This window comes from Phyllobacterium sp. 22552, from assembly GCF_052044585.1.
Taxonomy (GTDB): domain Bacteria; phylum Pseudomonadota; class Alphaproteobacteria; order Rhizobiales; family Rhizobiaceae; genus Phyllobacterium; species Phyllobacterium ifriqiyense.
The window spans coordinates 214,729-239,181 of record NZ_JBQENG010000006.1 but is presented as its reverse complement, the minus strand read 5'-3'; the positions used below and the strand labels follow the sequence as shown (position 1 = coordinate 239,181).

Sequence of the window (24,453 nt, the reverse complement as noted above, 5' to 3'; positions counted from 1 at the left end):
AGCGTAAAAGCTAGCCTATGGCTCTTAACCTCGTAAAACTCTGTGTCGGCTGTACGGCAATCGAAGATCTGGCCGCCTGGATTGATTTCCGTCTGGATGAACGCCGCCGCGCGGGTCTGCCTGCGGAACAGTTTCATACAACGCGCATGGTGCCAAAGCGTGCTGAAGAGCTTCTGGATGGCGGATCGCTCTATTGGGTCATCAAGGGCAATATTCAGTGCCGCCAGCGCCTGACCGATCTGCGGACATTTACGGATGATGAAGGAATTTCGCGCTGCAATCTCGTATTGGAGCCGCGCATTATCGTAACCGAATGGCAGCCGAGGCGGGCATTTCAGGGGTGGCGCTATCTTACGAGCGAAGACGCACCGTTGGATGAGGGGCAGGGCAAATCCGGCCGTGCCAAACTGCCACCGGAGCTGCGGAATGAGCTGGCCTCGCTCGGGTTACTTTAGTCGTTTAGCTTGGTGCATTAATTCAGCGCGTGGTTCGACAAGCTCACCATGAGGATGGTTGGAGATTGTAAGAGTCAAGCTTTGAAACGCTTGCGATTATCATATCGCCCACTATTTCACCTTTGGTGAGATCCCTGAGCTTTTCGAAGGGCGAACACGAACAACGCCGTTGTCACCAGACATAAACACAGCGCATTGGCCGTGTGCTTGTTCAGTAGAGGCGGAGGCGAACTGCGGTTACTCCATTACTACTTTCCGAACGCAGGTGCAGACGAACCGGTGGCAAAGCCGCGCGGCGGGTCCGTGCTGCCTGACACAACAACACATTGACGAGATCCATGGTTTTGAAGGCGTTAGTACCGCCCCGGCGCAGATCGGCAAGACGCAATGCTGCCTGCTGCAATGCTCCAATGCCGCTCAGCCGTGGCTTGGCAGACTTGGGGGCAAAACCAAAGGAACTATCTTGTTCTATGATGCTCGACATGACCTAAACCCTTAACGCTAAACAATCGGGGCCTTCTTCATCAATCGCCTTACGATTGTGGTGCAATCGCAAAGCAGTTGAAACTTTGACGCTTCAGAGCGGCGCAAGCGCTGTTGGCAGCCTTGGCGGAGGAGATGCCTGCAAAGCGCGCGCGGTGATAGGTAATGGAACCCTTCTGGAATTTTTCCGTATAGGGCGAAAGGCTTGCAACAGGGGCGCCAACCTGTGAGACGGCCTTGGATAGCAGAGCCTTTGCTTCTTGAGGGCTGCCTGTGGAGCCAATCTGCACCATCCAGCCGCCGGGAGATGCCGAAGCAGTCGTTACAGGGTCAACCTCAGACTGATCGCCTTCGCCGACTTCCTCTTTAGGTGTTGGGGCTGGTATGCGCAAAATCTGTGCTGCCGGTGAGGCGACTGGGGCAGGTGCCGCATAGGCGGTTACAACTTCTTCAGCCTCTACTGGAGCAGCGGCGACTTCGCGCTGGACCGGGACAGGAACATTATTGTTTTCAGGCAATTCGAGAGCAGCAACGCTGATTTGACTGTTTTTGCGCGATGCGAGCAGATTTCCACCATCGCGGCGCGATGCAGAAGGGAGATATTGCGCAATCAACTTGGCCATTTGAGCGTCGCGTGAGCCCCCGCTTGATCCGCCCATTACGACGGCGACGAGCTTTTTGCCGCCTGTATTGACCGACGAAACAAGGTTGAAGCCAGACATGCGGGTGTAGCCGGTCTTGATTCCATCAACGCCTTCGACTTTACCGAGAAGCCTGTTGTGACCAACGATGCGGCGGCCACGATAGCTGAAGCTGCGGGTTGAGAAATAGCTGTAATATTGTGGGAAATGCTCGCGGAGCGCGATGCCGAGGACCGCCAGATCACGTGCTGTCGAATATTGCTGACCATCAGGCAAGCCGCTCGCATTGCGGAATTGAGTATTGCGCATGCCAAGCTGGCGTGCCTTGTTGGTCATCATCACTGCGAAACGCTGCTCTGAGCCGCCAAGATGTTCACCTATGGCAGTTGCAGCATCGTTGGCGGATTTGGTGATCAGAGAAAGAATTGCAGCTTCGGCGCTGATTGTCTGGCCGGGTTTGAAACCGATCTTTGTGGGCGGCTGGGAGGCAGCATAAGCCGACACAGCGATTGGCGTCGATTTTGAAACCTTGCCTGCCGCCATCGCTTCAAAGAGCATATAGAGGGTCATCATCTTGGTCAGTGAAGCGGGATAACGCTTTGCATCTGCATTGGATGAATAGAGGGTCTTGCCCGTATTGGCATCCACGACGATCGAGGCAGCCTTGCTTTGAGCTTCGGCCTGTGTGGCGATGCCCAAACTCAACCCGGATATGATTGCCACTGCGAGCAGGGCATAAGCCATTTTTGTAATTAGTTTTGAAGTCTGGCGGGCCGGGTAAAGCACAATCAACACCTGCTCGGTATATGCGTCGAAATTTACTGATGATCAAAGGCATCAGAACGGATGTGTAGACTTTAGCCGTATCAGCGTTACCAAACCCTTTATGGTAACCGGAAGGTTCACGGTTTTCCGTCGATTTTGATTAATTTTTAAGGTTAAAATCGCAGCTACCTTGAATTTGACTTTTTGTGCAGTGCACACTAACTCCACGCCAATAACAAAAGTTCATTTGAAAGGTCTGAATTATGGTCACCTCACTCAGCGCGCTGAACGAGAAAAGCAGAGAATTTCTGGGCAATAGTATGGCCAGCGTTTCTGCAATGAACGAAGGCTTGCAGACGATTGTAGGCGAAGCTACCGATTATTCGACAAAATCGCTCCAGGATGGCTCAGCATTGGTTCAAAAGCTCGCATCCACTCGGTCCGTCGAGCAGGCATTCCATGCTCACAGCATTTTCACCAAAAATGCTTACGAAGCATTCGTGGCGCAAGCTGCCAAATTTAGTGAGCTTTACGCGGATATCGCGAAAGAAGCGTTCAAGCCTTATGAAGCAGTGCTGGTAAAAGTGCGGAGCTGACACGCTCTCACAAGGTTGATTTTGAGCCTGCTTGCCCTGCAAGCGGGCTTTTTTTATCCTTGAAGCAGCAAATCGCCTTTGCCAAGTGTAACTTGATATTGCAAGCTTCAGGATAGGGCTTAAAATTAGCTCATCGCGACCTACATAGAATGTACAGAGCGACACATGGCGATCAGAATGCAGGCAGCAACAACATGAATACGTTTTCACCCAAAATGCAGGATGAGGACCAAGGCAATGGCAACGGTCCCGGTCGGGGCACGGCTGTTATTACCCGTACAAAACCAAAGCTGAAAAAGCCGAGTCTCTACCGTGTGTTGATTCTTAATGACGATTACACTCCCATGGAATTCGTCATTCATGTTCTGGAACGTTTTTTCCAGAAGAACAAAGAAGATGCCACCAGAATCATGCTTCATGTGCATAATCATGGAGTCGGTGAATGCGGTGTCTTTACCTATGAGGTCGCGGAGTCCAAGATGACCCAAGTCATGGACTATGCGCGGCAAAACCAACATCCGCTGCAATGCGTGATGGAGAAAAAGTGAGGTTTCATGCCATCTTTCTCACCTAGTCTTGAGCGGGCCCTGCATCAGGCGCTGACCATCGCCAATGAGCATCATCACGAATATGCCACGCTGGAGCATCTGCTTCTTGCCCTGATCGATGATCAGGACGCAAGCAGTGTCATGCGCGCGTGCAATGTCGATCTGGTGCAACTTACCCGTACGGTGAACGATTATGTTGATCATGAGCTCGATAATCTTGTTACGGGCTATGATGAAGATTCAAAACCGACTGCCGCTTTTCAGCGCGTAATCCAGCGTGCTGTTATCCATGTGCAATCTTCCAACCGCGAGGAAGTGACCGGCGCAAACGTGCTTGTCGCGATTTTTGCCGAACGTGAAAGTCATGCGGCCTTCTTCCTGCAGGAACAGCAGATGACCCGCTATGATGCGGTCAACTACATTTCCCACGGGATTTCCAAGCGTCCAGGCATGTCGGAGCCGCGCACACCGCTCGGCACTGAAAGCAATAATGAAGAATCACATGCTTCAGAGTCTGATGAAACGACGAAGAAAAAGCAGGATGCCCTGACGGCTTATTGCATCAATCTGAATGACCGCGCCAAGATTGGCAAGATTGATCCATTGATCGGCCGTGATCAGGAGATCAACAGGACCATCCAGATTCTTTGCCGCCGTTCGAAAAACAATCCGCTTTATGTCGGTGATCCCGGCGTCGGCAAGACGGCAATAGCCGAAGGTCTGGCAAAGCGTATTGTGGAAAAGAAGGTTCCAAGTGTACTTCAGGATGCAACAGTGTTCTCCCTGGATATGGGTACATTGCTGGCCGGAACGCGCTACCGTGGCGATTTCGAAGAGCGTTTGAAGCAGGTCATCAAGGAACTCGAAGAGTTTCCGGGTGCAATCCTGTTCATCGACGAAATTCACACCATCATTGGTGCCGGTGCTACATCTGGAGGCGCTATGGATGCGTCGAACCTGTTGAAGCCGGCTTTGTCATCAGGGGCGATTCGTTGCATTGGTTCAACGACTTACAAGGAATTCCGCCAGTTCTTTGAGAAGGACAGGGCGCTTGTACGCCGTTTCCAGAAGATCGATGTGAACGAGCCTTCAATTCCTGATGCAATTGAGATCATGAAGGGCTTGCGGCCATATTTTGAAGACTTCCACAAGGTCAAATACACTGTGGAGGCGATCAAATCGGCTGTAGAACTTTCAGCACGCTATATCAATGATCGCAAATTGCCGGACAAGGCAATCGACGTGATCGATGAGACTGGTGCAAGCCAGATGCTGCTGCCGGAGGCCAAGCGCAAGAAATCGATTGGCGTCAAGGAAATAGAAGCAACCATTGCAACAATGGCGCGCATTCCACCGAAGACTGTCTCGAAAGATGATGAAGCAGTCCTTTCGAACCTTGAGGCGGAATTGAAGCGGGTTGTCTATGGTCAGGATCTGGCCATTGAAGCGCTGTCTTCATCAATCAAGCTGGCCCGTGCAGGTTTGCGCGAACCGGAAAAGCCGATCGGCTCTTATCTGTTCTCCGGTCCTACCGGCGTCGGCAAGACCGAGGTTGCCAAGCAATTGGCTGCATCACTTGGCGTGGAACTCCTGCGTTTCGATATGTCGGAATATATGGAGCGCCATACGGTGTCGCGTCTGCTAGGCGCGCCTCCCGGCTATGTCGGGTTTGACCAGGGCGGCCTTTTGACCGATGGCGTCGATCAGCATCCGCATTGCGTGCTGCTGCTGGACGAAATCGAGAAGGCGCATCCGGATCTGTTCAACATCCTCTTGCAGGTCATGGATCACGGCAAGTTGACAGATCATAATGGCAAGCAGATCGATTTCCGCAATGTCATTTTGATCATGACGACGAATGCCGGCGCTTCGGATGCGGCAAAGGCGGCTATAGGTTTTGGCTCTTCACGGCGTGAAGGCGATGATCTGGAAGCCATCAACCGCCTGTTCACGCCAGAATTCCGCAACCGTCTCGATGCGATCGTGCCATTTGGTCCTCTACCTGTTCCGGTCATTCATCAGGTGGTGCAGAAGTTTGTTATCCAGCTTGAGGCACAGCTTGCCGATCGCGGCGTAACATTCGATCTGCAACAGGAAGCAATCGCCTGGTTGGCTGACAAAGGTTATGATGATCGCATGGGTGCGCGTCCGCTGGGTCGCGTTATCCAGGAGTACGTCAAGAAGCCATTGGCTGATGAAGTGCTGTTCGGAAAACTCAAGAAGGGCGGCACCGTCAAGGTTTCCGTTGCCGAGAAGCCGGATGGTTCACGCGGTCTGGTACTCGACTACATAGCCGACGAGGTTGTGGTAAAGCCGAAGAAGGAAATGCCGGTAGAGAAAAAACCGCTGGCACGTAAGAAGCCAGCGCCTAAAAAACCGGTGCTCGAGAAAGCTTCGGCAGATGCGGTCAGCGGGGAACGCTCCACCCCTGTGACCCCCAAAGCATCAGTGCCAAAGGTTCCGCGCAAGAAATAACAGAAAGGCCACCCTCGGGTGGCCTTTTTCTTGCCCCCTATGAAAGTTGCGTTTAACGCTTGAAGCATGTCTGATTCCGATCTTGCCCCCGAAGACACACAGATGACCGAGCGGACACCATTTCAGTGGTTTCTGGCAGGTGCTTCGTTGATCGCAAGTATCCCGGCACTTATCCTCATGACCGCTCATGTTGGCTTCGCCGGCTTTGCCAGTGAAAATGGCGTCTCGATGCTGCAAGCGACGTTCATGGTAGCTTCAATCTGGGCGCTTCCGGCTAATATCGTGCTGATAGGTGCCATTTCGGGTGGCTATTCCATTGTCGCAACAGCCATTGCAGTAGGGCTTTCATCCATCAGGCTAATGCCAATGGTTGCGGCGTTCATCCCTGAGGTGCGCGGCCCAAAAACCAGGAAAAGAGCGCTTCTGCCCATTGCGCATTTCATTGCGATTACTGCGTGGGTGGTGGGCATGGAAAAGCTCAAGCATGTGCCGCGCGACATGCGCCTGATATTTTTCGCAGGTCTGGGCATTACTCTAACCACTGTGAACACATTGGTCGTGGCGATGGTGTATTGGCTTTCGGCCAGTTTTCCGCCACTTGTCTTTGCTGCGTTGTTTTTTTTGACGCCGATGTACTTCCTGGCTTCCCTTTGGGGATCGGCGCATGATCGTTCTGTGCATGTTGCCATGGTTTCGGGGCTGTTGCTGTTCCCGCTGATCCATACCATCGTCCCGGCTTATGATCTGCTGTTAACGGGCTTTGCCGGTGGTTTGGTGACAATGGCATATGTGCGATTTGCAGCTATGCGGAGCAGGTCGTCATGACTTGGCAAAGCTATTCCGATTGGTGGTGGCCTTACGTTTTCATTCTGCTGGCAGGAGCATTTCCCACCTATATCTGGCGCTTCATCGGCGTATTTATTGGTGGGCGCGTTAGCGAAGATTCAGAAGCACTGACGGTTGTGCGCGCTGTTGCAACATCGCTTGTGGCAGGCGTTATCGCCCAATTGATACTTTATCCAAGCGGCGCTTTAGCAGAGTCGTCCGTCTATTTGAGAGTAGGCGCCGCCTTGGCAGGATTTCTCGCCTATCTCTACCTGGGCCGACGGGTCATTATTGGCGTTGTCGTCGGGGAAGCTATTTTGATTGCCGGCTTGCTTTTATAGCTCTGCCAAAGCCGCCCTGATCTTTTCCGCGTTGGCCGCCAGTACGGCGTTGTCTTCCATCGTGCCGCTGTGTGGTTTCAGCGCAATTCCTTCAAAGCGCGGAATGACGTGAAAATGCAGATGGAAAACCGTTTGTCCTGCGGCAGATTCGTTGAACTGTGCAATGCCGACCCCATCGGCATTGAAAGCCTTCACCACGGCTTGCGCAATTTTCTGCGTTGTAGCGATGGCGGCGGAAAGCGCCTCTGTATCGGCGTCGAGCAGGTTGCGGCTTGGAGATTTGGTTAATACGAGGCAATGACCCTTTCCCTGCGGCATTACATCCATTAACGCATAGGTTCTGTCATCTTCGTATATCTTATGAGACGGAATCTCTCCGCGGAGGATTCGCGCGAATATGTTGGTGCTTTCATATTGCTGGTTCATTCTGTGCGTGTCCTTACAAAATCATGGCTGATGTTTTTGATCATGCCCGTTTTGCGGGTCAAGCTTATTGTTCGGATTTTTTGAATGGCGCATGTTCATTGAGCGCATCGCTCATCAAAGCAACATCAGCGCGTTCATGCCTGAGGAAATCATTGACTGCGCGCCGCAACCCCTCATGGGCAATGTAGTGCACTGAATTTGTAATGACGGGCAGATAGCCACGTGCCAACTTGTGTTCGCCTTGCGCACCCGCTTCGACGACACGCAATTTGCGCTCAATAGCGAAATCAATGGCTTGATGATAGCAAACCTCGAAATGCAGGAATCGGTGGTCTTCGATACAGCCCCAGTTCCGGCCATATAATCTGTCTGAGCCGATGAAATTGATGGCTCCCGCGATATAGCGACCATCACGGCGAGCCATGACAAGCATGATATCCTCGGGCATGCGCTCACCAATCAGTTGGTAGAACTTGCGGTTCAGATAGGGGCGACCCCATTTGCGGCTGCCAGTATCCATATAGAACGTATAAAAATCGTCCCAAACCTCTTGAGTGAGTTGGGTGCCGGTCAGTCGCTCAATGGTGATACCATTCGCCACGGCTTCGCGGCGTTCTTTCTTCAAAGCCTTGCGCTTGCGGGATGCAAGCGTATCAAGGAATTCGTCATAATTGGCATAATCATCATTGATGAAATGGAATTGCTGGTCGACGCGATGCAGGAACCCGGCTTCAGTGAAAGACACAAGATCGGTCTCATTCACGAAGGTTGAATGTGCGGACGAAACGTTCAGCTGCGTGGCGAGTTGCTGCAACCCATTAGCCAGCGCGGCGCGGACTGCGTCGCCATCCCAATCATAATTGACCAGCAGACGTGGGCCGGTGGCTGGCGTAAACGGTATGCTTGCCTGCAATTTCGGGTAATAGCGCCCGCCCGCCCGTTCAAATGCATCAGCCCAACCATGGTCGAATACATATTCCCCTTGGCTATGGCTTTTTAAGTAGCAAGGAACGGCGCCGACGAGCACGCCGCATTCATCTTCAAGGCGCAAGAACTGCGGTAGCCAGCCTGCCTTGGTGGCAACGCAGCCGGAATCTTCCAGCGACGACAAAAAGGCATGCGAAATGAATGGATTGTAACCCGGTCGATCACGGGAGGTGTCAGTCAGCCGCGACCACTCGGCTGGCGTGAATGCGCCAATGCCTTCGCAGGCACGCAAGGTGAAATTGCCGTGTTCAAGATTTTGCATCAGCAAATTGGGCTTTCCATAAGCGAAGACGAACCGGAAGCAACGATTCCGGTTCAATCAATAAGCTAGGTGATTGATTTGCCGATACAAGAGGCAAAGCCAGCCTTATGGCAAGCGAGGATCAAAGCCTTCAAATGTGATCTGGTCTACAAGAGCATCGCTTTTCACCTTGTCTGCCGCGCTACGCACAGTCCAGGAGATCACAGGCAGGTCAAGGTGCGAGTTTACAAACTCCAGAAAGCGATTTTCCAGATGGTGGACATTATAGGAAATGAAGTCGATTTCGTAGGCCAGCATTGAGAAATGCGCTTCCATATCCTCATCGCGCAGGCCCTCGGCTGTCAGCCCGGCTGGAATGCCCGGTGCGTCCTTGCCGAAAAGGCGAATGAGATGGTGATCGAACGACATGATCGCGGCTTGACCTTGATAAGCCGCCAAATCACTTGCGACGGCCTTGACCAGACCGTCGTCGCGTCCGGCAATGCCCTTCAGTTCGATGATAATCGGTACGCGACCATCAATCAGCTTCAGGGCTTCGGTAAGGGTAGGGATATGGTCCTTGGTTCCGCCGACGCGGATTTTGCAGGCCTGTTGCGCAGTCAGTTCATCAATATTGCCCTTTTGGCCCGTGACGCGGTCCAAGGTGCCATCGTGAAAAACAACCGCTTTGCCATCGGCGGATAGATGAACGTCGCATTCTATGGCGAAGCCCGCGCTTGCTGCGGCGTCAAAAGCAGACAGCGTGTTTTCCCAGCGCTTATTGTTCAAATCATGCAAGCCACGATGGGCTATTGGAGTTTTCTTCAACCAGTCAATTGAGGGCATAATCAGCGAACCTCAATGATAGCTTCGATTTCGACAGGAGCATTAAGGGGCAGTGCCGCTGTGCCAACTGCAGAGCGTGCATGGCGTCCAATATCGCCCAATGCCGCGACAAGAAGATCAGAAGCGCCATTGGCAACAAGGTGCTGTTCGGTAAAACCTGGCGTTGAGGCGACAAAAACAGTGATCTTTATGACGCGAACAATCTTTTCAAGATCGCCAAGTGCAGCTTTTGCCTGAGCCAGAATATTGACGGCGCACGCCTGAGCACAGGCTTGACCCTGTGCCACATCCAGATCCGCACCGAGCAATCCCGTATGAACGAGCTTGCCGCCGACCAAAGGCAACTGGCCCGATGTGAGCAAAAGATTTCCTGTTTGCGAATAGGGCACATAATTTGCTGCCGGCGCTGCGGCGACGGGGAGGCTGATGCCGAGCTCGGCAAGGCGGGATTCGACAGGATTGCTCATGGTTATTGTCCTTGTGTTTCGGAATCGCAATTGATTGTGATGGAAGTTGCGATTTTTGCCTCGCTTCCGCCAAGAGTTTTTTTAATATGCACGTTCAATAGTGGAGAATCTTTTGATGCGCGTATTTTCAATCCTTGGTTACAGTCTTGGCGTCATGGCTTTGGGTGGTTCTACCATGACATTTGCTGCCGGAACTGCAACGCTTGTTCCTCATCGCGCTATTTATGACCTGAAACTGGACAATGCACAGGATTCTAGCGGCATTACCGGATTGACGGGGCGTATGGTCTACGAGTTCAATGGGTCGGATTGCGAAGGCTACACGACGAACTTCCGCTTTGTGACGCGCGTCGATATGGAAGAGCAGCCGCAAAGGGTGACAGATCAACAAACGACGACGTTCGAAACCGCAAATGGTGAGAAATTTCGCTTCGTCAATAAAACTTTTGTCGATCAAAGCCTAACCAAGGAAGTTCGCGGCGATGCATCGCTGTTGAAAGACAAGACGGAAATTTCACTGACAAAGCCGATTGCTTCGAAAGAAGATCTTGATCTTTCCCAATTTCCCACACGTCACATGCAGCAATTGATCGAGAAAGCGCTTGCTGGCGAGGTTTTTTATCAAACCAAGCTTTTCGATGGCTCGGAAGATGCCAACAAGATCATGGCGACGACCGTCGTTATCGGTAAATCAGCCGTTACCGAGCCTGATGACGAGATCAAGCACATGGGTCCATTGGCGAAAGATGCGACCTGGCCTGTATCAATCGCTTACTTCGACGAAAAGGAAAAGGCAGAAGGACTGCCAAGCTACCGCATCAATTTCAAGATGTATCGCAACGGTGTAACCCGCGACCTGAAAATGGATTATGGTGATTTTTCCATGACCGGCAAGCTGGTCAATCTCGAGCTGTTTGATACGCCGAAATGCAAGAAGTAGACCAAGGCTGAGGTCTTTTGTGCCGGACGCCCTTGCGTTTGCCGCAAATATCCATTAACAGCCGCTTCATTCCACACACGGGATTTGGGTCGATATCGGGAGAAATCCGATATGGCCTCCGGTGGCGGGTTTCCCGCCTCTTCCCGTGGAGGTTCAACCGGAAAAGGAAAACACAAGATGGCATTGCCTGATTTCAGCATGCGTCAGCTCTTGGAAGCTGGCGTTCACTTCGGACACCAGACACATCGCTGGAACCCGAAAATGGCACCATATATTTATGGTTCCCGTAACAATATCCACATTCTTGACCTTGCCCAGACCTATCCGCTGCTGAACACAGCGCTGAAGAAGGTTTCGGACACCGTTGCCCGTGGCGGTCGCGTTCTGTTCGTCGGCACCAAGCGTCAGGCTTCGGACATCATTGCCGATGCCGCAACACGGTCTGCCCAATATTATGTCAACGCGCGCTGGCTCGGCGGCATGATGACCAACTGGAAGACCATTTCGAATTCCATCCAGCGTCTGCGCAAGCTTGACGAACTTCTTTCCGGCGAAGCACAGGGCTTCACCAAGAAGGAGCGTCTGAACCTTGACCGTGAACGCGAGAAGCTCAACCGCGCTCTTGGCGGTATCAAGAACATGGGTTCGGTTCCGGATCTTATTTTCATCATTGATACCAACAAGGAAGCGATTGCAATTCAGGAAGCCAAGCGTCTTGGTATTCCAGTTGTTGCAGTGATCGATTCCAACTGCGATCCGGACCAGATCGATTTCCCGATCCCCGGCAATGATGATGCTTCCCGCGCTATTTCGCTTTATTGCGATCTGATTGCCAAGGCAGCTCTCGATGGCATTCTGCGTCAGCAGGGCTCGCTCGGCATCGATGTTGGCGCACAGGAAGAAGCTCCTGTTGAACCAGCACTCGAAGCAGCGGCTGAAGAAACACCTGCACAGGAAGGTGAAGCCTCCGCTTGAGGCTTCATACACCCGTCTTATCGGGTGTTTAAAAACGATTCGACTGGCGCATGATGCGCCGCATAGTTGGCATGCTGGTTCACCAGTATGCCTTCGTTTTTAAAGTGGTTTTGGTTTCGGTAGATTCTGAAGACACTTTATCTATTTGTTTTCACGCAGTTTCAAACGGAAGGCCGTATCGGTTTTCGTGAGATTGCTATGAGAAGAGGCGATTAGAATGAGCATTACCGCAGCACAAGTAAAAGAACTCCGCGAAATCAGCGGCGCTGGCATGATGGATTGCAAGACAGCCCTGACAGAAACCAATGGTGATATGGAAGCCGCTGTCGACTGGCTGCGTGCGAAGGGTATTTCCAAGGCCGACAAGAAGGCTGGCCGTACCGCTGCCGAAGGTCTGGTTGGCGTGGCAACAAACGGCACCAAGTCGGTTGTTGTAGAAGTGAATTCTGAAACAGACTTCGTTGCCCGCAACGATGCGTTTCAGGATATCGTTCGCAATGTTGCCAGTGTTGCACTGACAACAGACGGTTCGACTGCTGCTGTTTCGGCTGCAACCTATCCTTCAACCGGCAAGTCGATTGTAGACACAATCAAGGACGCTGTCGGCACAATCGGCGAAAACCTTTCATTCCGCCGCTCCACCGCTTTGAGCGTCAGTGAAGGCGTCGTTGCAACATACATTCATAACGCCGTTTCCGACGGCCTCGGCAAGCTCGGCGTTCTTGTTGCTATCGAGACAGCAGGCAATGCAGATGCTGCAAACGCATTTGGCCGCCAGGTTGCGATGCATGTTGCTGCTACTAACCCGCTTGCTTTGACCGCCGCTGAGGTTGATCCGGCAGCAGTTGAACGCGAAAAGGCAGTATTTACCGAGTCTGCTCGTCAGTCCGGCAAGCCAGACAACATCATTGAGAAGATGGTTGAAGGCCGTCTTCGTAAGTTCTACGAAGAAGTCGTACTTCTTTCGCAGGCATTCGTGATCAACCCTGACCTGACTGTCGAAGCTGCATTGAAGGATGCGGAAAAGGCAATCGGCGCGCCAGCAAAGATCACCGCATTTGCCCGCTTTGCTCTTGGTGAGGGCATTGAAAAGGAAGAAACAGACTTCGCAGCAGAAGTTGCAGCGGCTGTTAAGAAGTAATATTCAATAGTTGAAATGAAAGGGCATCGCGTGACAACGCGATGCCCTTCGTGTATCCGGAATTCACATTCAATTAGAAAAGACCCTGAGGGAGACTCCATGGCTGGTACGGCTGTTTACAAACGCGTTCTGCTGAAAGCCTCCGGTGAAGCTCTGATGGGCGACCAGGGGTTTGGTATTGACGTTGCGGTTGCTGACCGCATTGCCAGCGACATTGCCGAGGCGCGGGCGCTTGGCGTCGAGGTTGGTGTCGTTATCGGCGGCGGGAATATTTTTCGCGGTGTGGCAGTGGCATCCAAAGGCGGCGACCGCGTAACCGGCGATCATATGGGGATGCTTGCAACAGTGATCAATTCGCTGGCGCTGCGCACGTCCCTTGTCAAGCTCGGCATTGATACCGTTGTGCTATCTGCTGTTGCCATGCCGGAGTTCTGCGAGACTTTTTCACAGCGTCTGGCGACTGCCTATATGGATATGGGCAAGGTGGTGATATTCGCCGGTGGCACCGGCAATCCATTCTTCACAACAGATTCCGCCGCCGCGCTTCGCGCTGCTGAAATCAGCGCCGACGCCTTGTTCAAGGGAACGCAGGTCGATGGAATTTATTCGGCCGATCCCAAAAAAGACCCGAATGCTGTGCGATTTGATCGATTGACTCACAAGGATGTCCTGGATCGCGGCCTTGCAGTCATGGACACAACAGCGGTCGCTCTTGCACGCGAGAACAACATTCCAATTATCGTCTATTCAATCCACGAAAAAGGTGGTTTTGCAGAAGTGTTGCAGGGTAAAGGACGCGCAACAGTCGTATCCGATAGCTAACCAGCCTTACCGCCCAAGAATATAGGAGCATTGAGTATGAGTGATGCACTCGATTTGAACGATCTGAAGCGCCGTATGGATGGTGCCGTGCAAGCGTTGAAACATGATCTGGGCGGACTTCGCACGGGACGTGCTTCTGCCAGCCTGCTCGAACCGATTACTGTTGAGGCTTATGGCTCGCAAATGCCCCTCAATCAGGTTGCCAATATTACTGTGCCAGAATCGCGCATGTTGTCCGTATCCGTTTGGGACAAGTCGATGGTTGGCAAAGTAGAGCGCGCGATCCGCGAATCCGGGCTTGGCCTCAATCCGATTACTGACGGAAACAATTTGCGCATTCCTTTGCCTGAGTTGAACGAGCAGCGCCGCAAGGAACTCGTCAAGATTGCTCACCAATATGTCGAGCAGGCAAAAGTGGCGGCACGCCATGTTCGCCGCGATGGAATGGACGAGCTGAAGAAACTCGAAAAAGACGGCGACATCAGTCAGGACGATAACCGTATCTTGTCTGAAAAAGTTCAAAAGCTGACAGATGACACCATCGCTGAGATGGATAAGGTTGTGGCTGTTAAAGAAGCAGAAATTATGCAGGTTTAGAACTATAGCCCGGTTCTAATACTCATAGGAGGTCTACACCCATGTCCAACCCGCGCCACATTGCCATCATCATGGATGGAAATGGCCGTTGGGCGAAGGCGAGAGGCCTTCCGCGCGCTGCAGGACATAAGGCCGGGGTGGAAACGCTGCGCGAGACAATCCGGGCCGCCGGGAAGATGGGTATTCCTTTCCTCACGCTTTTTGCTTTCTCCTCTGAAAACTGGTCGAGACCACGATCGGAAGTTTCCGATCTCATGGGCCTGTTAAAACTATTCATTCGCCGCGATCTGGCGGATTTGCACAGGGAAAATGTTCGCGTTCGAATTATCGGAGAACGCGACGGACTGGCAAAAGACATTTTGGGGCTTTTAAACGAAGCCGAAACATTGACGGAAAAGAACCAGGGCCTGACCTTGGTAATTGCCTTTAACTATGGCTCGCGCAACGAAATTACCCGCGCGGTCAAGAAGCTGGTCGATGACGTTTCAGCGGGCATTATCGCAAGTACAGCAATCACGATGGAGGCGATATCGGCCCGTCTCGATACGGCAGATATGCCAGATCCGGACCTGATTATCCGGACGAGCGGCGAGATGCGGCTCTCCAATTTCCTGCTCTGGCAGGCAGCTTACTCGGAGTTCATGTTCCTGCCATGCTACTGGCCGGATTTTCGTCCTACGCATTTGTCAGAAGCGATTGAAGTGTTTCAATCGCGTGAACGCCGTTTTGGCGGGGTTACGGCACAGGAAATCGCTCTGTGAAACTTTCCGGCAATGGGCTTTCCAATCTGCAAAAGCGCATCCTTAGTGCGATAGTTCTGGTAGTCGTTGCAATCATTCTTACTTGGGCGGGCGGCTTCGGTTTTGGTCTGCTTGCCAGCGCAATAGCGCTTGGCGTGATGTTTGAGTGGCAGTTAATGTCAAAAGGGCGGATGAGCGGCCTGAGCGGCGGATTATCCTGGGTGGTTCTGATCGCCACATTGCTGGCTCTGTTATTCACTCAGCATGTGTTGTCAATGTTTCTCATTCTATTCGTTGGTGCGGCAGTTGTAGCCATGCTGGGCGGGCGCCAATCCGGCTATTGGCCCGCGGCAGGTCTGGTCTATGCAGGATTTCCCGCCATTTCCCTGACATTGTTGCGCGGCGATACTGGTGATGGTTTTGCAGCGATTCTGTTTTTGTTTGCCGTGGTGTGGGCAACGGATATTTTTGCCTACTTTAATGGAAAAGCACTTGGTGGCCCCAAGCTTGCTCCGCGTTTTTCACCCAACAAGACATGGTCGGGAGCGATCGGCGGGACAGCGGCGGGCGTTGCCGCCGGTGTGGCATGCGCCTCGTTCATCACTCCCGGTGGCGGGATGTCTCTGCCCTTCATCGCATTGTTGATCTCGATTATCGCCCAGTTGGGTGATCTTGGTGAATCCTGGATGAAGCGAAAGTTTGGAGCCAAGGACTCAGGTACGTTGATTCCCGGTCACGGTGGCGTGATGGACCGTGTGGATGGGCTTGTAGCTGCCGCTGCATTACTATACGTCATCGGTGCAATTCTGGTAACGCCAGAAACCCCATACGACATACTTTTCTAGACGGCTGAGCTTTCGAAGCCTTTTGGCTTATTCTGTTGCGGGCCCGGAGGATAATTTGACAGATCTGTTGCACACCATATTTGGTACTCAAAGCGTGCTCGTTGGAACAATCGTACCGTTTCTTATCGTTTTAACGGTTGTTGTCTTCGTTCATGAGATGGGACACTATCTGGTGGGCCGGTGGTGCGGTATCGGCGTAAAAGCTTTCTCGATCGGTTTTGGGCCTGAGTTGATAGGCTTTAATGATTCCAGAGGGACGCGCTGGAAGCTATCGGCTATTCCGCTCGGCGGGTATGTAAAATTTGCCGGTGACGAAGACGTAACCAGTTCTACCGCAGCCGATGCGTCGACCATGACGGATGCTGAGCGTGCTGTAGCCTTTCACACTCAACCGGTATGGAAACGTGCCGCAACGGTATTTGCAGGCCCGGCGTTCAATATTTTGCTCACGGTCGCGATTTTCTCGGTGTTTTTTGCTCTCTATGGGAGGATGATTTCCGATCCTATGGTCGCCGAAGTGCGTCCTGGTGGCCCGGCAGCCATTGCCGGTTTCCAGCCGGGAGATCGCTTCGTCAGCGTTGATGGCGAGAAGATCGTGACTTTTGCGGATGTGCAGCGCCATGTCTCGGCAAGGGGCGGGGATGCACTTGATTTTGTGGTCGAACGTGCAGGTAAAGAAGTACATCTGACTGCGACGCCTGAGCTTTCCGAGCAGGAAGACGCGTTGGGCAACAAGGTAAAGGTTGCAGTAATCGGCGTTGTTACCAATTTGCAGGCGGGGAATATTCGTCGTATCGAGTATGGCCCAATCGAATCGGTTGGTCAGGCCGTGCGCGAAAGTGGCTTTATCATTGCCCGCACAGGACAATTCTTCAGCCGTTTTTTCGCAGGTCGCGAAGATAAATGCCAGTTGGGTGGTCCGGTCAAGATTGCGACAATGGCGGGGCAGGCGGCCAGTCAGGGCATTGATTGGCTGATTCAGCTTACTGCCATGCTTTCCATTGGTATCGGGCTGCTTAATCTCTTCCCATTGCCTCCGCTTGATGGAGGGCATCTGGTTTTTTATGCTGCCGAGGCAGTTATAGGCAGGCCCGTAAAACCGGCTGTACAGGAGTTGTTTTTCCGTACAGGGTTCTTCCTTGTGCTCGGATTTATGGGATTCGTCATCTTCAATGATCTGTTCGCTTGCTGATGCGAAAATTAAACATTAGTGAAAATTTGAGGCGTGTTATGGCAAAACGACATGATCTGTTTACTATACGTGCTGAATGGCGTGGCATGGATGCCACTGTTATGTGGGAAGTAAACAGTTTTTAACCGTAAGCCTTGCGTGTATATAAAAACCGGCTATGACGGTGTACGAGTAATGCTTAGTCCGGGATCTCGCCCGGGTATAACGAGAAACGAAGGTTCATAAGGCCTATGGCGGCAAGTTCAAAATTTGTAGGTGCGGCGTCAGCGCTCGCCATTTCAGCGGCACTCGTCAGTTCGGGTGCGATCGTAACAACGGTCGCAGGCGTTGCTACAGCTCAGGCAGCTACTGTCAGCCGTATCGAGGTGCGGGGCAATACACGTGTTGATGCGCAGACTGTGCGCGACAATATCGGTATCACGCCTGGCAAGCCATTCTCCAATGGAGATATCGATGCTGCCACCAAGCGTCTTTTCGCTACTGGCCTGTTCAGCGATGTGCGCATCAGCCAGTCGGGCGGTGCTCTTGTTGTTACCGTCAATGAAAATCAGGTTGTGAACCAGGTTATTTTCCAGGGCAACAAGAAGATCAAAGACCCAGCGCTGCAAAACGCTGTTCAGTTGAAGCCTCGTGCCGCTTTCGATCAAGCAACGCTTGATGCAGATACAGAAGCAGTCCGCGCAGCCTATCGCAATGTTGGCCGCAGCGATGCAACTGTAAATTCGCGTTTGATGGATCTGGGCGAAGGCCGCGTTAACGTTGTCTTCGAAATTAATGAAGGCGACCGTACAAAGATTGCCAAGATCAACTTTGTCGGTAACCAGGCATTCGGCAATCGCCGTCTAAGTGACGTGATTTCGACAAAGAAATCCAACCCATTGTCATGGTTGACCCGTAACGACGTTTACAGCGAAGATCGTCTGCGTGCAGATGAGGAAGCGCTGCGCCGTTTCTATTATAACCGCGGTTATGCTGATTTCCGCGTTGTTTCCTCAACTGCCGATCTCGATCCGGCAACCAATGATTATACAATCAATATCACCGTCGAAGAGGGTGAGAAGTATACATTTGGCGGCGTGCAGATCGAAAGCTCTGTCGAGGGCGTTGATACTGCGCAATTGAATGGCTTGGTAAAGTCTCGCGAAGGCGACACCTACAGCGCCAAGGATGTTGAAGATTCAATCATCAAGGTTTCCGAAAAGGTTGCCGGTCAGGGTTATGCTTTTGCGAAAGTAGAGCCACGCGGTGATCGTAATTTCGAAAATCACACGATTTCCGTTACTTATGCGATCGATCAGGGCCCTCGCGCCTATGTTGAGCGTATTGAAATCCGCGGCAACGAAAAGACCCGCGATTTCGTTATTCGCCGTGAATTCGATGTGAGCGAAGGCGATGCATTCAATCAGGTTCTCATTCAGCGCGCAAAGCGTCGTCTTGAGCGCCTTGAGTTCTTCCAGACCGTCAATATTTCGACTGCGCCTGGTTCGCAGCCGGATCAGGTAATTCTGGTCGTTGATGTTATTGAGAAGCCGACAGGTGAATTCTCCATCGGTGGTGGTTATACGACCGGCGGTGAAAGCCCAGGGCCTACAGTGGAAGGCTCCATCACGGAGCGTAACTTCTTGGGTCGCGGTCAGTATATTCGTCTTGGCGCCGGTGGTGGTCTCGACAATAACAGAACCTATTCATTCTCGTTCACAGAACCCTATTTCTTGGGCCAACGCGTTTCTGCCGGCTTTGATATCTTCAAGCGCCAGTCAGGCGTCAAGGACAAGTACGACACAGATTTGACCGGCGGTACAATCCGCTTTGGTCTGCCGATCACGGAAGAGCTGACTGCAGGCGTTGCCTATAATCTTACTCGAGAAGAGTATGAGATTGACGGCGATGCCAAGCTTCCAAATGGTGAATATGATCCATCCGAAATATCCAAGGCGTTTGCTGATGCTGCGGAGAAAAGCCCTTGGATCAAGTCATCGGTCAGCTGGTCGCTTACCTACAATACAATTGATGACGTGAAGAACCCGCGCGATGGTATCTATGCGAAGTTCAATCAGGAATATGCCGGTATTGGCGGTGATGCCAACTTCCTGAAGACAACGGTTAAAGCCAGCTATTACAAGACATTGCTTGATGAGTTGGATGTTGTCGGCTTGGTTGGTGTAGGTGCAGGCCACATTGAAGGCTTCGGCGGCGATGATCTGCGCGTGTTCGATACGTTCAAGAACACGCAAGACATGATCCGCGGCTTTAAATATGCCGGTATCGGTCCTCGTGACGCCAATACAGACGACAAGAAGGGTAGCTTCCTTGGTGGTAATACCTACCTGAATGCAAGCGTTGAAACCCAGTTCCCGATACCTGTTATTCCAGAAAGTCTTGGTATTCGTGGTGCATTCTTCGCCGATGCTGCGACCCTGTTCGGTAGTGATTTGAAGGGTAGCGACGGTATCGACGTTGAAGGCGAAAAGATGGAATGGCGTGCATCTGTCGGCGCCAGCATCATGTGGGCATCACCATTCGGTCCGTTGCGCTTCGATTATGCCGTGCCGGTCAAGAAAGTTGATGGCGATCAGGTGCAGAATTTCAACTTCGGCATGTCGAGCAAGTTCTGATAGATTGCTGACCTCCCGGGGGGAGCAAGTTTCCCCGGGGGAGAAAGTTAGTCGATGGCCGATCCGATCTTTTATGAGTCACTGTCAAACGTAACCATTGGTCAGATCGCCGATCTGACCAATGGCGTTCTTGTGGACAGTTCTCTGGCCAACCGGCCAATTTCCCGTTTAGCCTCGCTAAATGATGCCGGTCCTGATGCACTCGTTTTCGTTGAAAGCAGAAAAAGTGCATTGGATTTGAGCGGTCTGAATGCCGCTTGTGTGCTCTGCACCGAAGAAGTCAGACCCAGCATACCTAAAAATGTCGCGATCATTGTCACGCGCCACCCACAGCAGGCATTTGCCGCTATCGGACGTGCGCTTTATCCGAATGCTGTCAATGCGCATTTGTGGAGCGGGCAAACCGGCATTTCATCGCATGCTATTGTTCATGAAACTGCTGAAATTGAAGACGGCGTAACAATTGAACCGGGTGCAATTATCGGCAGTCATGTGTCCATAGGCTCCGGCACTGTGATTGGCGCCAATGTGGTCATTGGTAATGGCTGCAAGATTGGACGCGATTGCTATGTTGCCCCAGGCAGTTCCGTTCAATATGCATTTCTCGGCAATCGGGTGCTGCTGCATCCAGGCGTGCGCATCGGACAGGATGGATTCGGCTATGTGCCGGGCAAAGCCGGTCTTGATAAAATGCCCCAACTTGGCCGCGTGATCATTCAGGACAATGTGGAAATTGGCGCAAATACGACCGTAGATCGGGGTGCTTTGGCTGATACTGTCATCGGCGAAGGCACGAAAATCGATAACTTGGTGCAGATTGCCCACAATGTGCAGATCGGCCGCCATTGCGTTATCGCGGCGCAGTGCGGTATTTCCGGCAGCGTCATTCTCGGCGATATGACGCGGCTTGGCGGCAGTGTCGGGATTAAAGATCACGTCACGATTGGGGCGAGTGTTGAGATTGCCGCGGCAAGCGGCGTTATGAATGATATTCCGGACGGTGAGAGATGGGCTGGAGCGCCTGCCCAACCGTTCAAGCAGTGGTTCCGTGAGATTGCCAGCGTTCGCGCCATGACCCGGACCAAGAAGGAGAGCAGTTCAGATGACTGATGCCATAAAAACAGAGAGCCTTGGCGTTGCGGATATCCAGAAACTTCTGGCCAATTTGCCACATCGCTATCCGTTCCTGTTGATCGACCGGATCGTTGATATTGACGCAGACAGATCAGCGACTGGGATCAAGAATGTCAGCATCAATGAGCCGCATTTTGCCGGACATTTTCCGGAACTGCCCATTATGCCTGGTGTGCTGATCATCGAAGCTATGGCCCAGACTGCGGGTGCTATTGTGTTGTTCAACAATGGTAGCGGCAAGCCTGGTCAGGTTTTCTTCATGACCATCGATAATGCCAAGTTCAGAAAGCCGGTTGTACCGGGTGACCAATTGAAATTGCGCGTCACAAAGCTCAAGCAACGCGGCAATATCCATAAATACGCCTGCGTTGCCGAGGTGGACGGATTCAAGGTCGCCGAGGCCGAAGTTGCGGCCATGGTTAGCTTCCCTGTTGAAGAGACCGGGGTTTAATGTCGAGCATTCATCCCACCTCCATCATTGAGCAGGGCGCAGAAATCGGCGAAGGGGTAACCATCGGCCCGTTTTGCCATATTGGTTCCCAAGCCGTTATTGGCGACAATGTTAGTCTTCTCAGCCATATCGTCATTATGGGGCCAACCACGCTCGGAGATGGCTCTAAAGTCTATCCCAATGCGGTGCTTGGCGGCGAGCCCCAGAATACCAAACACAAGGGGGGGCATACCACCCTTGTTATTGGCAAGAACTGCGTTATTCGCGAAGGCGTCACCATGCATCGCGGGACTGATGGGAGCCGCGGCATCACGACAGTCGGCGACAATTGCATGTTTCTGGCTTATTCCCATGTCGCGCATGACTGCATCATCGGCGATAATGTTACGTTTTCAAACAATGTCATGATCGGCGGTCACGTCACTATTGGAAACAATGTGATTATTGGCGGCGGTGCGGGTATTCATCAGTTTGTACGTGTGGGCCATCACGCCTTTATTGGCGGCCTCGCGGCGTTGGCCAGCGATCTCGTGCCTTATGGCATGGCTATCGGTAATCATGCTTATCTTGGTGGTCTTAACATTATCGGAATGAAGCGCTCGGGCATGGCGCGGCCTGAAATCCATAATTTACGCCATGCCGTGCGCATGCTGTTCGATCGGTCGAAATCGATCAAAAATCGTGCCGATGATGTTCGCATCGCATTTCCGGAATCGCCTGCCGTGGCTGATCTCATCGATTTCATCAGCACCGACACAAAGCGCGCCTTCTGTACACCGCCGCTCGATTCTGCAATCGAGATCAGTGACAGTGACGTCAGCTAGAGCGAAGAAATCTCCAGAGCCGATTATTGGCCGCACCGCCATCGTAGCGGGTAATGGTTCTCTGCCGGTCGCAGTTGCAGCCAGTTTGCGAAAGCAAGGCGCTAACCCTTTGATTGTAACAATCAAAGGGGAGGCTGATCCTGAACTTTATGCCGGCGAGCATGCCGAGATATCCATTGTGGAACTTGGCGGGTTGATGAGAATCTTGAAAGCGGAGAACATCACAAATGTTGTTCTTGCTGGTGGTATTCGGCACCGGCCGGAGTTCAGTGCCGCACTTAAGCCCAGAAACGGTAATCTTGTGGCGCTCTATCGGTTTATGCGCGCTTTCAGGCTTGGAGACGATGGGTTGCTCCGGGCTGTCATCTCGACAATTGAATCCTATGGTTTTCGCGTGCTGGGAGCGCACGAAGTCGTGCCTGATATTCTCGCGCCGGCGCCGGGATGCATCACACGTAAGAAACCTACTCAGGAAGGACATGAGAACATCGAAGCCGCGCGTAAAGCAGCGATATTGATTGGTTCTCTGGATATTGGTCAGGCGGCTATTGCCGTAGGCCGGCGCGTCGTGGCGCTGGAGGGCGTCGAAGGGACGGATGCGATGCTGCAGCGTGTGGCCGACCTGCGTGAGGCAAAGCGGATAAACCGCAAAGGTGGTGTCTTGGTCAAATGTGCCAAGCCGCAACAGGAGGTTAGGGCGGATCTCCCTGCTATTGGTGTGAGTACTGTTGAAAACGCGGTGAAGGCCGGTCTCAGCGGAATTGCGGTGGAAGCTGGCCGCACCCTTATACTTTCCTACGAAGATACCCTTGCCGCTGCCAATGCGGCCGGCCTGTTTATCCAGACTTTTGAGCAGGAGAAAAGCTGATGACAGCTCGAAAAACACTGCGTCTGGCTATCATAACCGGTGAGGAGTCCGGTGATCAGTTGGGAGCCGATCTGGTCAGGGCGCTGCGCAAAAATTATGATGGAGAGATTACGCTGACCGGCGTTGGTGGCGACCATCTTTCTGAGCTTGGGCTTGATAGCCTGTTTGACCAGCACGAGATAGCGCTTGTCGGGCTTAGTGCGATCATACGCAAATTGCCTCAGTTGGTTCGCCGGATATCTCAACTTGCTGCCTCAATTGTCGCTGCAAAGCCGGATTGTCTTATCATTATCGACAGTCCCGATTTCACGCACCGCGTGGCACGCAAGGTGAGGGCCGCTGATCCATCCATCCCCATCGTTAATTACATCAGCCCATCCGTATGGGCTTGGCGTCCTGAGCGTGCGAAGGCAATGCGCTCGTATATAGATCACGTTCTGGTTATTTTGCCTTTTGAAGTACAGGCATTAAAGGATTTGGACGGCCCACCATCCACCTATGTCGGGCATAGGCTGGTTTCTTATGTGCCGCTGCTGGAAGCAGCCGAAAAAAACCGGGCACGAGATGCGGGACTTGGCGATCGAGATATCAAGAATCTCCTGATTCTGCCGGGTTCGCGAAGGTCAGAAATCGCCAGTCTGATTGATGTATTCGGTGAAACGGCAGGATTGCTGGTGAGCCGGGGCAATCGCATAAATGTCACTATACCGACATTGCCCCGGGTTGAGGCAATGGTTCGTGAATTAACGGCAAACTGGACGGTCCGCCCGAATATTGTTGTTGGTGAAGCCGAGCGGTTGCGCGCTTTTTCGCAAGCAGATGCAGCGCTTGCCGCGTCGGGCACGGTATCGCTTGAATTGGCGCTGGCTCGCATACCAACCGTACTTTCCTACAAGGCGGATTGGCTAGCGCGCACTTTTCTTGCGCCACGTATCAAAATATGGAGCGCCGCGCTTCCCAATATCATAGCCGATGAACCTGCTGTGCCTGAATATTTCAATATATTCGTGCGCGCAGGATCGCTTGCCCGCCAAGTTGAGCAATTGCTGATGCCAGGTCTGCGGCGTGACGCTCAGCTTGAGAGTTTCGACAAGATCAGCCGATTGATGCAAACGGATCGGCCTGCCGGCGAAATTGCCGCTGAAAAAGTTCTTGAGGTTGCAAAGCGATAATTGTCGCTCATAACTCAAGAAAAAGGCGCCATCTGGCGCCT

25 protein-coding genes and 1 pseudogene are annotated in these 24,453 nt (G+C 52.5%); 20 read left to right on the top strand and 6 right to left on the bottom strand.

Annotation, left to right across the window (positions count from 1 at the left end; all coding sequences use genetic code 11):
• Positions 1-17 precede the first annotated feature (17 nt).
• Positions 18-455: a DUF1489 family protein gene (locus ACTJI9_RS15835; RefSeq protein WP_115052997.1), complete on the top strand. Its 438-nt coding sequence runs from the start codon at positions 18-20 to the stop codon at positions 453-455.
• 211 nt (positions 456-666) lie between these two features.
• Here the strand turns inward: ACTJI9_RS15835 and ACTJI9_RS15830 are convergent, their stop codons facing one another.
• Entirely contained in the window at positions 667-939 is a 273-nt protein-coding gene (locus tag ACTJI9_RS15830; RefSeq protein ID WP_440809217.1) for a hypothetical protein, read from the bottom strand.
• Between the two features lie 49 nt (positions 940-988).
• Positions 989-2,323 (bottom strand): SPOR domain-containing protein, encoded by a 1,335-nt coding sequence (locus tag ACTJI9_RS15825; protein WP_440809365.1) that lies wholly within the window; start codon positions 2,321-2,323, stop codon positions 989-991.
• A gap of 284 nt (positions 2,324-2,607) precedes the next feature.
• Between ACTJI9_RS15825 and ACTJI9_RS15820 the strand changes: the two genes are divergently transcribed.
• The 5 genes from ACTJI9_RS15820 to ACTJI9_RS15800 all read left to right on the top strand — a co-directional run bounded on the left by ACTJI9_RS15820 (position 2,608) and on the right by ACTJI9_RS15800 (position 7,129).
• On the top strand, positions 2,608-2,940 hold the full coding sequence (locus tag ACTJI9_RS15820; RefSeq protein ID WP_115052999.1) for a phasin family protein: 333 nt from the start codon (positions 2,608-2,610) through the stop codon (positions 2,938-2,940).
• 215 nt (positions 2,941-3,155) lie between these two features.
• Positions 3,156-3,488 (top strand): ATP-dependent Clp protease adapter ClpS, encoded by a 333-nt coding sequence (gene clpS, locus ACTJI9_RS15815; RefSeq protein ID WP_162802512.1) that lies wholly within the window; start codon positions 3,156-3,158, stop codon positions 3,486-3,488.
• 6 nt (positions 3,489-3,494) lie between these two features.
• A complete protein-coding gene (gene clpA / locus ACTJI9_RS15810; protein ID WP_440809215.1) occupies positions 3,495-5,963 on the top strand; it encodes an ATP-dependent Clp protease ATP-binding subunit ClpA in 2,469 nt (822 codons plus the stop codon).
• A 66-nt stretch (positions 5,964-6,029) separates the two neighbouring features.
• Positions 6,030-6,788: an AzlC family ABC transporter permease gene (locus ACTJI9_RS15805; RefSeq protein WP_115053001.1), complete on the top strand. Its 759-nt coding sequence runs from the start codon at positions 6,030-6,032 to the stop codon at positions 6,786-6,788.
• Positions 6,785-7,129, top strand: coding sequence for an AzlD domain-containing protein (locus ACTJI9_RS15800; protein ID WP_115053002.1), 345 nt, complete (start codon positions 6,785-6,787; stop codon positions 7,127-7,129). Before ACTJI9_RS15805 ends, ACTJI9_RS15800 begins: the two co-directional genes overlap by 4 nt.
• Here the strand turns inward: ACTJI9_RS15800 and ACTJI9_RS15795 are convergent.
• From ACTJI9_RS15795 to ACTJI9_RS15780, 4 genes are all read right to left on the bottom strand, one after another.
• The gene (locus ACTJI9_RS15795) at positions 7,124-7,555 is read right to left on the bottom strand and encodes an HIT family protein (protein ID WP_115053003.1); all 432 of its coding nucleotides are present in this window, start codon (positions 7,553-7,555) and stop codon (positions 7,124-7,126) included. The two genes, ACTJI9_RS15800 and ACTJI9_RS15795, sit on opposite strands and share 6 nt — an antisense overlap.
• A gap of 64 nt (positions 7,556-7,619) precedes the next feature.
• Positions 7,620-8,804 carry a GNAT family N-acetyltransferase gene (locus ACTJI9_RS15790; protein WP_440809211.1) on the bottom strand — a complete coding sequence of 395 codons (1,185 nt, stop codon included), beginning with the start codon at positions 8,802-8,804 and terminating at the stop codon, positions 7,620-7,622.
• 105 nt (positions 8,805-8,909) lie between these two features.
• On the bottom strand, positions 8,910-9,629 hold the full coding sequence (locus tag ACTJI9_RS15785; protein ID WP_354343765.1) for a glycerophosphodiester phosphodiesterase: 720 nt from the start codon (positions 9,627-9,629) through the stop codon (positions 8,910-8,912).
• A gap of 2 nt (positions 9,630-9,631) precedes the next feature.
• Positions 9,632-10,096: a RidA family protein gene (locus tag ACTJI9_RS15780; protein ID WP_115053006.1), complete on the bottom strand. Its 465-nt coding sequence runs from the start codon at positions 10,094-10,096 to the stop codon at positions 9,632-9,634.
• A 154-nt stretch (positions 10,097-10,250) separates the two neighbouring features.
• Between ACTJI9_RS15780 and ACTJI9_RS15775 the strand changes: the two genes are divergently transcribed.
• The 14 genes and pseudogenes from ACTJI9_RS15775 to lpxB all read left to right on the top strand — a co-directional run bounded on the left by ACTJI9_RS15775 (position 10,251) and on the right by lpxB (position 24,412).
• Positions 10,251-11,036 (top strand): cell envelope integrity EipB family protein, encoded by a 786-nt coding sequence (locus ACTJI9_RS15775; protein ID WP_440809362.1) that lies wholly within the window; start codon positions 10,251-10,253, stop codon positions 11,034-11,036.
• A gap of 177 nt (positions 11,037-11,213) precedes the next feature.
• The gene (gene rpsB / locus ACTJI9_RS15770) at positions 11,214-12,011 is read left to right on the top strand and encodes a 30S ribosomal protein S2 (protein ID WP_115053299.1); all 798 of its coding nucleotides are present in this window, start codon (positions 11,214-11,216) and stop codon (positions 12,009-12,011) included.
• A 217-nt stretch (positions 12,012-12,228) separates the two neighbouring features.
• A complete protein-coding gene (gene tsf, locus ACTJI9_RS15765) occupies positions 12,229-13,152 on the top strand; it encodes a translation elongation factor Ts (RefSeq protein WP_115053008.1) in 924 nt (307 codons plus the stop codon).
• Between the two features lie 99 nt (positions 13,153-13,251).
• The gene (gene pyrH, locus ACTJI9_RS15760; RefSeq protein ID WP_115053009.1) at positions 13,252-13,974 is read left to right on the top strand and encodes a UMP kinase; all 723 of its coding nucleotides are present in this window, start codon (positions 13,252-13,254) and stop codon (positions 13,972-13,974) included.
• Positions 13,975-14,010: 36 nt separating this feature from the next.
• Positions 14,011-14,571: a ribosome recycling factor gene (gene frr, locus ACTJI9_RS15755; RefSeq protein ID WP_115053010.1), complete on the top strand. Its 561-nt coding sequence runs from the start codon at positions 14,011-14,013 to the stop codon at positions 14,569-14,571.
• Positions 14,572-14,603: 32 nt separating this feature from the next.
• Positions 14,604-15,332: pseudogene (locus ACTJI9_RS15750) on the top strand (isoprenyl transferase); the annotation flags it as partial.
• The gene (locus ACTJI9_RS15745; RefSeq protein ID WP_440809206.1) at positions 15,329-16,156 is read left to right on the top strand and encodes a phosphatidate cytidylyltransferase; all 828 of its coding nucleotides are present in this window, start codon (positions 15,329-15,331) and stop codon (positions 16,154-16,156) included. The pseudogene ACTJI9_RS15750 and the gene ACTJI9_RS15745, both read left to right, overlap by 4 nt.
• A 55-nt stretch (positions 16,157-16,211) precedes the next feature.
• Positions 16,212-17,348 carry an RIP metalloprotease RseP gene (gene rseP, locus ACTJI9_RS15740; protein WP_115053013.1) on the top strand — a complete coding sequence of 379 codons (1,137 nt, stop codon included), beginning with the start codon at positions 16,212-16,214 and terminating at the stop codon, positions 17,346-17,348.
• A gap of 230 nt (positions 17,349-17,578) precedes the next feature.
• Complete coding sequence (bamA, locus tag ACTJI9_RS15735) at positions 17,579-19,963, top strand: outer membrane protein assembly factor BamA (protein ID WP_307285180.1); 2,385 nt, start codon at positions 17,579-17,581, stop codon at positions 19,961-19,963.
• 54 nt (positions 19,964-20,017) lie between these two features.
• Positions 20,018-21,073, top strand: coding sequence for a UDP-3-O-(3-hydroxymyristoyl)glucosamine N-acyltransferase (gene lpxD, locus ACTJI9_RS15730; RefSeq protein ID WP_337354730.1), 1,056 nt, complete (start codon positions 20,018-20,020; stop codon positions 21,071-21,073).
• Positions 21,066-21,548: a 3-hydroxyacyl-ACP dehydratase FabZ gene (gene fabZ, locus ACTJI9_RS15725; protein WP_115053016.1), complete on the top strand. Its 483-nt coding sequence runs from the start codon at positions 21,066-21,068 to the stop codon at positions 21,546-21,548. The genes lpxD and fabZ overlap by 8 nt, the downstream gene beginning before the upstream one ends.
• Positions 21,548-22,372 carry an acyl-ACP--UDP-N-acetylglucosamine O-acyltransferase gene (lpxA, locus tag ACTJI9_RS15720; RefSeq protein WP_336440066.1) on the top strand — a complete coding sequence of 275 codons (825 nt, stop codon included), beginning with the start codon at positions 21,548-21,550 and terminating at the stop codon, positions 22,370-22,372. The genes fabZ and lpxA overlap by 1 nt, the downstream gene beginning before the upstream one ends.
• Entirely contained in the window at positions 22,353-23,240 is an 888-nt protein-coding gene (locus ACTJI9_RS15715; RefSeq protein ID WP_440809201.1) for an LpxI family protein, read from the top strand. Before lpxA ends, ACTJI9_RS15715 begins: the two co-directional genes overlap by 20 nt.
• The gene (lpxB, locus tag ACTJI9_RS15710; RefSeq protein ID WP_440809360.1) at positions 23,237-24,412 is read left to right on the top strand and encodes a lipid-A-disaccharide synthase; all 1,176 of its coding nucleotides are present in this window, start codon (positions 23,237-23,239) and stop codon (positions 24,410-24,412) included. Before ACTJI9_RS15715 ends, lpxB begins: the two co-directional genes overlap by 4 nt.
• Positions 24,413-24,453: the final 41 nt, after the last annotated feature.